Genomic DNA, 12,312 nt, shown 5'->3' with positions numbered 1-12,312 from the left:
TGTCCCAACAAGGCTATCGCTGTGGGAAACCGCTCTTGCAGGAGCGGTTCGTTAGGTTGGCAGACAACATGTTGTCTGAAATCCCAACTACACCGTAGCGACGAAGACAGTACTTTAGTACCAGGGCTTGCTAAATGCGGGAGCTGCAACGCTTTGAGGCGGTTTTGTGTAAGCCCAAGTCACAAAAAAACAACAACGGAGACAATATGCATATACCCTCAGTCAAGGATCAGGTCAGCGCAGAAGAATGGCAATTACGTATTGATCTGGCCGCCTGTTATCGCCTGGTTGCCGCTTATGGCTGGAGTGATCTGGTGTTCACTCATATCAGCGCACGTATCCCTGGACCTGAACATCACTTCCTGATCAATCCGTATGGTCTAATGTTTGATGAAATCACGGCATCCTCTCTGGTGAAGGTGGACCAGCAATGCAATAAGGTGATTGATTCCCCCTTCCCGGTGAACCCAGCTGGCTTTGTCATTCACAGTGCTGTGCATGCCGCGCGGGAAGATGTGCAATGTGTTTTGCATACACATACACGTGCCGGGGTGGCTGTCAGCGCACAAAAATGTGGTGTGTTGCCGCTGTCTCAGCAATCGACATTTGTGCTGGCGTCGCTGGCTTATCATGATTATGAAGGCGTTGCCTTCAGGGAAGATGAAAAGCCGCGCTTGCAAGCTGACATGGGACAGGCTAACTTCTTGATGTTACGCAATCATGGTTTATTGACAGCGGGTAAGTCGATCGCGGATGCCTTCCTGTCCATGTACACCTTTGAAGCGACTTGCCAGATACAACTGGCTGCGCAGGCTGGTGGTGAACTGGTACATGTGAATCCCCTCATCGTCAAAGGTGTGTCAGAAGCCATGCGCGTACAGACTGGTGGTCTGGGTGGTGCCTTTGTCTGGCCTTCCCTGATACGCAAACTCGATCGCATGGATGAAAGCTATAAACTATGAAGGCAAAGCATAAGGTTGTTGTCATTACCGGCAGTTCAGATGGAATAGGAGCAGAAATTGCGCGTCAACTGGCCAAAAAATACGGCTCCAGCCTGGCACTGGTACTGGCGGCACGCAATGAAGACGCGCTCAAGCAAGTCGCTGCCGAATGCAAGACCTTTGGTGCAGTCTCACTGGTCGTGAAAACCGATGTGGGCATGGAAGCCAATTGCCGTCATCTGATCGAAGCAGCCGTAGAACAATTTGGCAGTATCGATGTACTGATCAATAACGCAGGCAAATCTGCCCAGGCACTGCTGGAAGAAGTGGATAACCTGGGCTGGTATCAAGAGCTGATGCGTATTAATTTCTGGGGCAGTGTCTGGTGCACCCATGCTGCCCTGCCCCACTTGAAAAAATCCCGTGGCAGCATCGTCGCCGTTTCTTCACTGGCTGGCCTGATCGGGGTGCCTGGCCGTACTGCTTATAGCGCCAGCAAGTTCGCCATGGGCGGCTTTTTTGAATGTTTGCGTTCTGAAGTGAAAGAGGCTGGCATCAAGGTCACGCTGGCCTATCCCGGCGTGGTCGCTACCAGAATACGTTACCACGGTTATAACGCCGCTGGTGAAGCCGCTGGCAAGAGCGGCTTGAAAGAAGACGATGCCATGTCGGTGGAAGAATGCGCCTCCCTGATCATACGCGGCTATGAACGTGGTGATCGCGAAGTGGTCATGAGCTTCAAGGGCAAGCTGGGACGCTGGTTGAAATTGATCGCCCCTGGCCTGGTCGAGAAGATGGCGATGGCGGCCTTGAAGAAGGAAGTCAGGCCGCACTGAAGCAGCAGCATCAAAACAAAAAAAGCCCTGAGATGTCTGGCAGTTCAGGGCTTTTTTGTTTCTTGCAGCATCAGACCATCAGAAGCGATGTTGGATACCAACAGTTGCTGAAGTCTGGTTCGACGCAAAACCTGCATCATCACGCGATACGCCAGTCAGCTTGTTATTGCTGGCCTTGGCATAGCCTGTGGCGATATAGATGTCAGTACGTTTCGACATCGCATATTTGGCGCGCAATACAAGCATGCCTGGATCAGCATCTGCACCTGAGGCGACATTCTTGATGTCCTGATAGTAGTAGACGCCTGTCAGAGTCCAGGAAGGTGCCACTGCATAATTCGCCCCCAGCCACAATGTGTCACTACGCTGGTCTGCTGCACCGGTAGCAAGGGTTTTCTTGAAGTTGCGATAACCGGCAAACACTTTGGCAGGGCCAAAAGCATACGACCCACCCACATGCAATACCTTGGCCTGGTCGTAAGAACCATTGGCTATCGGTGCGCTATTGTTTTGCTCGTAGGTAATGACCGCGGCCCATGGACCGTCAAATGCACTGGCTGCCACAATGTACTTGGCATTACCTGAAGTATTGCCTGCAACTTCACCAAAGCCATAGGTCGCACCCAGCTTGTAACCCTTGCCATCATATTGATATTTCAAGAGATTGGAGACACCAGTCAGCATGCCGTCTTTACGGCTACCTGTAGCACCTGCAGAGGTAGCCCAGGAATATTGCGGTGCATAACCCATGGGATCAAATGGCAAGATGAAATCATAGGTAGTGCTGTAAGAGCGGCCAGCGATGATACGGCCAAAATCACCTTGCAAACCCACATTGGCCTGACGGCCAAACATATCGCCATCAGAAGCACCGGTGTCGAGCACGACCCCGCCTTCGAGCTGCATGATGGCTTTCAAGCCGCCACCAAGATCTTCACTGCCGCGCAAACCAAAACGCGAAGTATTCATACCACCGCTATTGAGCTTGAACTGGCTGCCTTTGTTGGCACCGGCATTATTGTTGTAGGTGATGTTGGCATCAATCAGGCCATAAACTGTGACACTGGTTTGCGCATGCGCTGCTGTTGCCATGCATGCCAGCGTGGCCGCGCCGAGTAACTTCTTCATCGGTGTTCTCCTATAGAATTTTTTGTTTTGCAGACAACATGCGTGTCATGTGGTCGCTTCACATGCTAAGGAGTACAAGCTTTCAGTTGCCTTTCTAAGCCCGTTTTGCGGGCCGAACCATCATCCTGGTGTTGTGAAATTGCCTCTCTGCTGCAAGACCAGGAATGACATATCTGAGCAGTCTATTTTTTCCTTTCACGCCAATTTCTTTGCGCTTTACACCAGATTCCTGCTGCTGATCTCATACGGGTAGTGGCTTGCGTAGCCAGGTCTTAATCTGTCATTGCTGTTCCCAACAACACACCGATTACTTACAAAATGGAGTCCATCATGAAAAACTTTATTACAACTACCACCATCAAAAACATGTTACTGGCCGCAGGTATCGCCACCCTTTCTGCCAGTAATGTCATGGCCTTTACGGAAACTGAATTCAAGACTGCCGTCAAACAACTGGTGAACACGCCTAACATCACTCAGGAACAATATGCCACCAATACAGTCAGCGCCTGGTTGAATCAGGATTACATCAATTCACTGGCACAGGCAGAAATAGATGCCAGCAAAATCGCCAACCAGCAAGCGGCCAGCACCTTCAACAATCTGCTGAAACAGGAGCCAGGTAACCCCTTGCTGATGTCCTATGCCGGTGCGGCCACTGCCAAGTCTTCACTGGACAAATTCGCCAAAGGTGAAAAAAACACGGCACTGGAAGATGGCACTGCGATGGTGGAACAGGCTTTGCAACTGGCGAGCAATAGTGAAGCCATGCATGGCAGCATACCGGTCGCTCTAGAGGTGCGCTTCGTGGCGGCCAGCACTTATCTGGCGGTGCCAAAATTCATGAACCGTCATGAGAAGGGTGAGCAATTGCTGAAAGATGTTATCGATGCCCAACAATTTGCGCAGACCGATGTAGGTTTCCGCGGTGCGGTGTGGCTGCGTGCTGCAACTTTGGCAGCAGAGAAAAATCGTGCCGATGAAGCGAAAAAATATCTGAATGAAATATTGAAAAACAACGCGCCGCAAGCTCAAAAAGCTGCGCAGTTATTGCAAACATTGTCCTGATTTTGTGATGTACTTTGTAAATACGGCCAGCTAATGACTGGCCGCTACAGCACTATTTTCTACTTCTTGATTTTGACTGGACGCTGCCAGCCATCGATCGTGAATTGCTTGGCACGTGATACGGTCAGCTTGCCTTCCGGTGCATCCTTGGTCAGTGTGGTACCCGCGCCCAGCGTCGCACCTTTACCCACTCTGACTGGTGCTACCAGTTGTGTATCGCTGCCGATGAAAGCGTCGTCCTCGATGATGGTGCGGGATTTGTTCACGCCATCATAATTACAGGTAATCGTACCTGCACCAATGTTGACGCGGCTGCCGATAGTGGCGTCACCGATGTAAGCCAGGTGATTGGCCTTGCTGTGCGCGGCGATCTGGCTGTTTTTGACTTCGACAAAATTGCCGATGTGCACATCCTCTGCCAGCTCTGTACCTGGGCGTAATCTGGCATACGGACCTATCTGTGATTGAGCACCGACGACGGCATCTTCTATGTGGCAAAAGGCCTTGATCGTGCTGCCTGCGCCTATGCGGGCATCCTTGATGACGCAGTTCGGGCCTACCTTCACGCCATCATCGAGTTGCACATCACCGATAAAGACGCAACCTACATCAATGATGACATCGCGCCCGCATTGCAGGTTGCCACGCACATCAATGCGTGATGGGTCATACAGGCCCACGCCTTGTTCGAGTAATTGGTAGGCGATATTTTTTTGATAAATGCATTCCAGCTCGGCCAGTTGCACCTTGCTGTTGACACCCAGGGTTTCCCAGACGGCGTCTGGTTGAGCGGAAACGACTTCCACACCATCCGCCACTGCCTGGGCCACGATGTCAGTCAGATAGTATTCGCCCTGGGCATTTTTGTTGGATAAATTGCCCAGCCATTTTTGCAGATGTGCAGTCGGTATTGCCATGATGCCGGTATTGGTTTCCGTGATCTGGCGCTCAGTCTCATTGGCATCTTTTTGTTCAACGATGCGTTGGATAACACCGTCCTCTCTGACGATGCGGCCCAGACCAGTAGGATCAGCCATGTCCACGGTCAATATGCCCAGCTTGTCCTTGCCAGCCACCGCTATCAGGCGCGCCAAACTGGCTGGTGTAGTCAATGGCACGTCACCGTATAAGACCAGAGTGGATTGAGTGACATCCAGCACAGGCAAAGCCTGGGCAACGGCGTGGCCAGTACCCAGTTGCGGTTCCTGCAGTGCAAAGCGCAAGTCTTCCGCAGCGACGGTAGTTGGCACTTGCTCGCCGCCATGGCCATAAATGACGCAAATATTACTGGCCTGAAGTTGGCGCGCAGTGGCGATCACATGATTCAGCAAGGGCTTGCCTGCCAGAGCATGCAAGACCTTGGGCAGGGAAGAGTGCATGCGTTTGCCCATGCCGGCAGCAAGAATAACAACGTTCATAGGGAATAAATGGAAGTGGATATCCCTGAAAGTTTATCACGCGCAGCTTTGCTTCACTGTGCAAAAGACTTGCCAAATTGTCTATTACGCCGTAATACAGAAACATAAATGTACAATTCCACCTCCTTTTTTTGCCCCACTCCATGTACAATTGAGAATAATTATCATTTAGAATGAGCAAGAATAAATTCATGCAATCCGGTACTGACAATTTATCGCAACAACAAAGCAGGGCTTTCTGGTTGCGCCATTTGCATCAATGGCATTGGATCAGTTCAGCACTCTGTCTGATTGCCATGATCCTGTTTGCTGCCACTGGCATCACCCTGAATCATTCTGCACAAATAGAAGCGCATCCAGTGGTGAGCAAGAAAGAGGGCAGGCTGCCGTTGGCCTTGTTGTCGCAATTGAATGCGCTGAAAAATACCGATGATGCCGCCATACCTGGTGAAGTCAATGACTGGCTGGCCCAGGATTTGGGTATCAAGCTCAATGGCCAGGCACCAGAATGGTCGCCGGAAGAAGTGTATGTAGGCATGCCCCGTCCAGGCGGTGATGCCTGGCTGCGTATCGCTTTGGACAATGGCGAGATTGAATATGAGCTGACCAGTCGTGGCTGGATCGCTTATTTCAATGACTTGCATAAAGGCCGCAATACTGGCACTGCCTGGAGCTGGTTTATTGACGTCTTTGCAGTTGCCTGTCTGATTTTTTGTGTGACTGGCCTGTTCCTGTTGAAGATGCATGCGAGCAAACGTCCGAGTACCTGGCCAGTGGTGGTGTTTGGTCTCGTCATGCCACTCATACTTGCCCTGATGTTTATCCACTAGTTCACTACATATTTAAACCGTTCACTCTTTGTTCATTAAAAGGTTGTTTATCCATGCGTAAATTGCTCCCGTTTGCCATCACCAGTTTGCTGGGTGTCCCGGCCATGAATGCTGTCGCTGCTGATTTGACCCTGAAGGTCGAAGTACCGCGCCTGAATGTGGCTGAATATCACAAACCCTATGTGGCGATCTGGCTGGAAAAGCCAGACCAGACATTTGCTGGCAACCTGGCCGTCTGGTATGACTTGAAGAAAAAGGACAATGAAGGCACAAAATGGTTGAAGGACATGCGTCAATGGTGGCGTCGTAGTGGTCGTGAATTGCAGATGCCGGTGGAAGGTGTCAGCGGTGCCACCCGCACTACAGGCGAGCAAACCTTGAGCTTTGCCGGTGACAAAGGTGTACTGGCCAAATTGCCAGCTGGTGAATATCAACTCATCGTTGAAGCCGCTCGTGAAGGCGGCGGCCGTGAAGTCGTTAAGGTGCCATTCCAGTGGCAAGCCAAAGGCGAGCAAAACCTCAAAGCCCAGGGCAGTCATGAGCTGGGAACTATTGCTGTGATCATCAAATAAACCTGGCTCAAGGATAATCATGAAAACTTTAAAAAAAATCGCCCTTTTCTCCGCTCTGGCTTGCGCAGCATACTCTGCCCAGGCTCACCGCGCCTTTCTGGTGCCGTCTTCGACAGTGGTAGCTGGCAATGCCCCGTGGGTGACGGTAGATGCAGCCGCTGCTACCGATGTCTTTGTTTTTGACCACAATGCACTCAAGCTGGATAATCTGTTTATCACCGCACCCGATGGCTCTGCACTGAAACCAGAAAACGCCAGTACCGGCAAATACCGCAGTACCTTTGATGTCAAACTCAGCCAGACTGGCAGCTACAGGATAGGCATTCTGAATGAAGGTCTGTTTGCCAGCTATAAAGAAGATGGCAAGGTCAAGCGCTGGCGCGGTACAGCAGAAGCATTCGCCAAGGAAGTGCCTGCCAATGCGCCAGAACTGCAAGTCACACAACGTAGCGGCCGCATAGAAACTTTTGTCACCAACGGCAAGCCCGGCGGCAAATCCATGGAAATCTCAGGCAGTGGCCTGGAGATGAGCGGTGCCACACATCCGAATGACCTGGTGGCCGGTGAAACGGCGCAGTTTCGTCTGACCCTGGATGGCAAACCAGCGGCTAAAGTCAGTGTTACCTTGATTGCTGGCGGCTTGCGCTATCGCCAAAAACTCGATGAAAAAACTTTCGAGACCGATAGCGAAGGCAAGTTCAGCGTGACTTGGGGAAATGCAGGCATGTACTGGCTGGAAGCCGAGCTCAAGGATGACAAGCAAGTCAAAGCTCCTGCCAAGTCCAGAGTTGCCACCTATGTAGCAACTCTGGAAGTCTTGCCGCAGTAATAGTTCGCCGTAATAGTTTTCAATACTGAGCAATATGCGTCGTGTTTTTATACCGCTGGATGTGGCGGAACCACAATTTCCACCTGCCCATGCCATCAGCCATACGCTGAGTGGTAAAAGTATGGGCACCAGTTGGACTGTGCAGCTACTTTGCCTGCCAGTCCACGACGCACAAGAATTGCGGGCTGGCATAGAAGCAGAACTGGACCAGGTTGTCATGCAAATGAGTACCTGGGACACATCCTCACATTTATGCGAATTCAATCGCACACCGGCGCATAGCTGGCAATCTTTGCCAGCAGAATTTTTCAAGCTGGTCGATTACAGTTTGTACCTGTCACAACAGACAGGCGGGGCTTACGATATCACGGCTGGCAAACTGGTTGACCTATGGGGCTTTGGCCCTGCAGGCAAGCGCGAAAACAAGCCAACAGAAACCGAAATCAGCAAGACCCTGCAAGCTGGCAACTGGAAGTCACTGGAGCTGGATCACATGGAGCAGCGCCTGCGCCAGACGGACAATGTCGCGCTTGATTTATCCTCGATTGCCAAGGGTTTTGCCGTGGACCAGGTCGCCCGTTACCTTGATACGCAAAAAATCACCAGTTATCTGATAGAGCTGGGTGGTGAGTTGCGCGGGTTGGGCATGAAAAGAGACCAGTCACCATGGTGGGTCAACATAGAATGCCCGGTTGAAAATGATGAAAAACTGGACAAGGAGTATCTGGTTGCCCTGCACGGCTTGTCAATTGCGACTTCTGGTGATTACCGCCAGTTTTTTGAACAGGGTGGCCGCCGCTATGCGCACACCCTTGACCCGCGCACTGGTTATCCGGTAGACAATGACCTCGCCTCGGTGACGGTCTTGCACCCCGAATGTATGGTAGCCGATGCCTTGGCAACTGCATTGACAGTGTTGGGTTGTCCTGCGGGCCTGGACTTTGCCAATCAACATCAGATCGCCGCTTTGTTTCTGCAAAGAACGGCATACGGGTTCGAAGAAAAAATGAGCCAGACCCTCATGGCCATGCTGGATTAAGCATCATGCGCCTGCCTTCTTTAAGCTGGATGAACCGTATCTGCCTGACTTTAACACTCTTGTGCGTAGCCAGCTTTTTTCTTCCCTTACCTGCCCAAAGACAATTCAGCACTGCCTTGGTCGTCATCAGCTACCTGAGTTTTTGCCTGCAAACCCTGCGCAGACATCAGGATGAGATAGCCACCCAGCATCAAGGTTTTAGTTCTGAACTGGATCATGCCAATGCGCAAAGCATACTGGTAGCCTATGCCAGCCAGACAGGTTTTGCAGAGCAGATCGCAGTCAAAACAGCACAACATTTGCAAGATGCCGGGATGACAGTCGCCATCAACAGTATGGCCACCATCAAGCCAGAAACCCTGAGCAAGACCAGCCGCATATTATTTATTGTCAGTACCACCGGAGAGGGCGATGCGCCCGACAACGCAGCAGCTTTTACTCGCTTGCTGATGAGCCAGAAAATCGATTTATCACATTTGCATTTCGCCGTACTGGCCCTGGGTGACCGGCACTATCAGCAATTTTGCGCCTTTGCCCACAGACTGGATCATTGGCTTAAACACCAACATGCACATAGCCTGTTTGACATGATAGAAGTTGACAATGGTGATGAAGGTGCACTTCGTCATTGGCAGCATTATCTGGGATTGCTGAGCGGCCATACCGAAATGGCAGACTGGAGCAAACCTGGTTACCAGGAATGGATCTTGACAGAAAGAGAATTGCTCAATCCCGGCAGTCTGGGTGGGCCAGTCTATCGCATCGCCTGTATTCCGCCCAAAAATGCAAGCGTCGCTGACTATGCATGGCAAGCTGGCGATATCGCTGAAATTGGGCCTGATTATCCGGCAGGACAAAATTCAATGGCAGTGCGTCCTGCCCTGCCACATCGCGAATACTCCATCTCTTCTTTGCCTGCCGATGGCAAGCTGGAATTGCTGGTGCGCCAGATGCATAGGCCCGATGGCAGTCTGGGGATTGGCTCGGGCTGGCTGACAGCCTATGCAGAAATTGGGCAGTCCATCAATCTGCGGATACGCGAAAACCGCAATTTTCACACCCCTGCGCACGACTGCCCGCTGATATTGATAGGTAATGGCACAGGGCTGGCAGGCTTGCGCGCGCATCTCAAAACGCGCGCGTCAAGTGGACATTTACGCAACTGGTTGTTTTTTGGCGAAAGAAATGCGGCTCATGATTTTTTCCACCGAGAAGAAATTCTGGCATGGCAAACTCACGGAGCAATCAGCAAATTGCATTTGTGTTTCTCGCGTGACCAGGCTGAACGCCGCTATGTGCAACATGCTCTGCAAGAGCAAGGGGCTGACATACGGGCATGGGTCGAACAAGGCGCAGCCATACTAATCTGTGGCAGCCTGCAGGGCATGGCAGAAGATGTACACCAGACCTTGAGTAATCTGCTGGGTCTGGATAAACTGGAAAGCATGGCAGAATTGGGGCTGTACCGACGTGATGTCTACTAAGTGCAGGATACCTAATCTCATCAAAAGATGATTGCCAGGAAATGAGTCGCCAGTACCGTAGTTCAATTTTGCAACACTTGTTGCATTTCCCTACATGAAATTCATGTCTTTTTTCATAGACATTGTTGTACGATAGCGTTTGCCCGTTTCCTTAATATATTTACGAGGCTTATTTTTAGCTTGGCAACAGCGAAGTCAGTGTTGCTGACAAATTAGTTACTATCTACAAGGCTCATCCACCATGGCAGACGTCACCACCATATTAAATACAGGCAACAGCAAAAATCGCGTTGATATTGTCTTTGTCGCTGAGGGTTATACGGCCGACGAACGTGCCAAATTCCTGGCCGATGCGCAAAAATTTCTCGATAATATGCTGGGCGATGCCAATGCCAAACTGAATGCGCCATTTTCACCGTATAAGAAACTGTTTAATGCCAATGCCGTTTTTGTCGCCTCTGCGCAATCAGGTACAGACCAGCCGAACAAGAGTATCAGCGTCAATACCTATTTCGATGCTACCCAGCACGGCAGTGACGGCCGTTTGCTATATGGCGATTTTTCCAAAGTAGGTACTGTCGTCAACAGTGCAGTCGCGAGTAATGCGCAAGAGCTGGTCATCGTGCTGGTCAATACCTCGCTGTACGGTGGTGCTGGTGGCTCTATCGCCTGGGCCTCTGCCGGGAACATTTCCTCCGCTGAAGTGGTGCTGCATGAAATTGGCCACAGCTTTGCTAACTTGCAAGATGAATATGTGGATACCGCTATCTCCAGCAATTACCCGATTGCTGATCAGGGCTTTCAGAATAGCGCCCATGTCACCGATTCGCTGAGCCGCATACCCTGGTCAGCCTGGCTGGGTTACAAGGACGGCGACCTCGGCGTCGTCGGCACCTATGAAGGTGGTTATTACCGTAACACTGGCATCTGGAGGGCAACCCAGGATTCCAAGATGAATCATTTGGGCGTGGCATTCAGTGCACCTGAAAAAGAAGCCTTTGCCCTGAAATATTATGCAGCCATAGGAGATTATCTTAACCTGTATTCCAGCATCCCTGGCATATACCAGCCAGAGACACCTGACAACAGCTTGCTGTCCTTTACCTGGAAAATCAATGGCAACACGGTTAGTAGTAGCGATAAAGTCTATTTTGACGCCTATGCTTCGGGTGCCTACAAATCCGGCGCCAGCCTGAGTCTGACGACGGTAGATAACACGGGTTACATACGCAAAAACCTGAGTGCCACACAGCAAGTCGAAAATACGACACTGGACAAAACCATTATCAATGTCAGTGGTGCCAGCAGCAGCCTGAATGCCAACAATAGTATTTACCAATTTGATGCGAGCAATAATCTGATCGGCCTGAGTGCTCCTGAAACTGTGCGCTATGACTATATTGATGGCGGTAGCGGTATTGATACCCTGGTGATCAGTGCCAAGCTGGGCAAAGGTGGCGGCAGCTATTTCGTCAATGAAATCGGTAGCAATACCATGTTGCTGGGGAATCAGAATGCGGCTTACTGGGCTACCCATAATGTAGAAAAAATCCAGTTTTCTGACTATATCGTCAACACAACGGTGTATGACAATGCCCGCAGCATCAAGACGACAGAATTGCAGTCGCTGGAAGAGTTGTATGTTGCGTATTTCAATCGCGTACCGGATGCTGATGGGCTGGATTATTGGATTAATCAGTTCAAGGCAGGCATGACATTCAAACAGATCGGTGATGCGTTTTTTGTCGCTGCAGCGCAATTCCCGGCACAAACCGGTTACAGCGCCAGCCTCAGCAATACTGATTTCATCAATATCATTTACAAAAATGCCATGGGCAGGACCGATGGTGCAGATCCTGCGGGCATGAAATACTGGCTCAATGAACTGGAGACTGGCATACACAGCCGTGGCTCCATGGTCGGAGCCGTACTGGCAGGTGCACGTGCCTTCAAGAATGATGCAACCTGGGGTTGGGTCGTCAATTTACTCGACAATAAAATCAAGGTCGCCAATCAGTTTGCCGTCGAATGGGGCCTGAATTATCTGACACCAGAGGCTTCCATCACGAATGGTATTGCGATTGCTTCTGCAGTCACTGCGACAGATATTGCCGCTGCAATTGCATTGATAGGCATTGCAGACGGACAAATTCAGTTTGCCTGAGTC

Annotated in this window: 11 protein-coding genes; 9 read left to right on the top strand and 2 right to left on the bottom strand. The window is 50.9% G+C overall.

Annotated features, from left to right (window positions below):
- Positions 1–206: 206 nt before the first annotated feature.
- Both Q8K39_RS21500 and Q8K39_RS21495 read left to right on the top strand, forming a co-directional pair.
- Entirely contained in the window at positions 207–962 is a 756-nt protein-coding gene (locus Q8K39_RS21500) for a class II aldolase/adducin family protein (protein ID WP_305263242.1), read from the top strand.
- Positions 959–1,777 (top strand): SDR family oxidoreductase, encoded by an 819-nt coding sequence (locus Q8K39_RS21495; RefSeq protein WP_305263241.1) that lies wholly within the window; start codon positions 959–961, stop codon positions 1,775–1,777. The genes Q8K39_RS21500 and Q8K39_RS21495 overlap by 4 nt, the downstream gene beginning before the upstream one ends.
- Before the next feature lie 78 nt (positions 1,778–1,855).
- Here Q8K39_RS21495 and Q8K39_RS21490 read toward each other — a convergent pair whose 3' ends face one another.
- Positions 1,856–2,905: a porin gene (locus tag Q8K39_RS21490; protein ID WP_305263240.1), complete on the bottom strand. Its 1,050-nt coding sequence runs from the start codon at positions 2,903–2,905 to the stop codon at positions 1,856–1,858.
- Positions 2,906–3,235: 330 nt separating this feature from the next.
- Here Q8K39_RS21490 and Q8K39_RS21485 point away from each other — a divergent pair, with 330 nt between their 5' ends.
- Positions 3,236–3,973: a hypothetical protein gene (locus Q8K39_RS21485; RefSeq protein WP_305263239.1), complete on the top strand. Its 738-nt coding sequence runs from the start codon at positions 3,236–3,238 to the stop codon at positions 3,971–3,973.
- A gap of 59 nt (positions 3,974–4,032) precedes the next feature.
- Here Q8K39_RS21485 and glmU read toward each other — a convergent pair whose 3' ends face one another.
- Positions 4,033–5,391 (bottom strand): bifunctional UDP-N-acetylglucosamine diphosphorylase/glucosamine-1-phosphate N-acetyltransferase GlmU, encoded by a 1,359-nt coding sequence (gene glmU, locus Q8K39_RS21480; protein WP_305263238.1) that lies wholly within the window; start codon positions 5,389–5,391, stop codon positions 4,033–4,035.
- Positions 5,392–5,564: 173 nt separating this feature from the next.
- Here glmU and Q8K39_RS21475 point away from each other — a divergent pair, with 173 nt between their 5' ends.
- The 6 genes from Q8K39_RS21475 to Q8K39_RS21450 all read left to right on the top strand — a co-directional run bounded on the left by Q8K39_RS21475 (position 5,565) and on the right by Q8K39_RS21450 (position 12,309).
- Positions 5,565–6,221, top strand: coding sequence for a PepSY-associated TM helix domain-containing protein (locus Q8K39_RS21475; RefSeq protein WP_230413709.1), 657 nt, complete (start codon positions 5,565–5,567; stop codon positions 6,219–6,221).
- Positions 6,222–6,274: 53 nt separating this feature from the next.
- Positions 6,275–6,793, top strand: coding sequence for a DUF2271 domain-containing protein (locus tag Q8K39_RS21470; RefSeq protein ID WP_186953937.1), 519 nt, complete (start codon positions 6,275–6,277; stop codon positions 6,791–6,793).
- A 19-nt stretch (positions 6,794–6,812) separates the two neighbouring features.
- Entirely contained in the window at positions 6,813–7,622 is an 810-nt protein-coding gene (locus tag Q8K39_RS21465; RefSeq protein WP_186953936.1) for a DUF4198 domain-containing protein, read from the top strand.
- A gap of 34 nt (positions 7,623–7,656) precedes the next feature.
- Positions 7,657–8,661, top strand: coding sequence for an FAD:protein FMN transferase (locus tag Q8K39_RS21460; RefSeq protein ID WP_305263237.1), 1,005 nt, complete (start codon positions 7,657–7,659; stop codon positions 8,659–8,661).
- 29 nt (positions 8,662–8,690) lie between these two features.
- Positions 8,691–10,145: a sulfite reductase subunit alpha gene (locus Q8K39_RS21455; protein WP_305263347.1), complete on the top strand. Its 1,455-nt coding sequence runs from the start codon at positions 8,691–8,693 to the stop codon at positions 10,143–10,145.
- Between the two features lie 241 nt (positions 10,146–10,386).
- Positions 10,387–12,309, top strand: coding sequence for a M64 family metallopeptidase (locus Q8K39_RS21450; protein WP_305263236.1), 1,923 nt, complete (start codon positions 10,387–10,389; stop codon positions 12,307–12,309).
- Positions 12,310–12,312: the final 3 nt, after the last annotated feature.

It is taken from the genome of Undibacterium sp. (assembly GCF_030683615.1).
In the GTDB taxonomy this organism is placed as follows: domain Bacteria; phylum Pseudomonadota; class Gammaproteobacteria; order Burkholderiales; family Burkholderiaceae_D; genus Undibacterium; species Undibacterium umbellatum.
The sequence above is the reverse complement of the archived record's forward strand: the minus strand, read 5'-3'. Positions and strand labels throughout refer to the sequence as shown.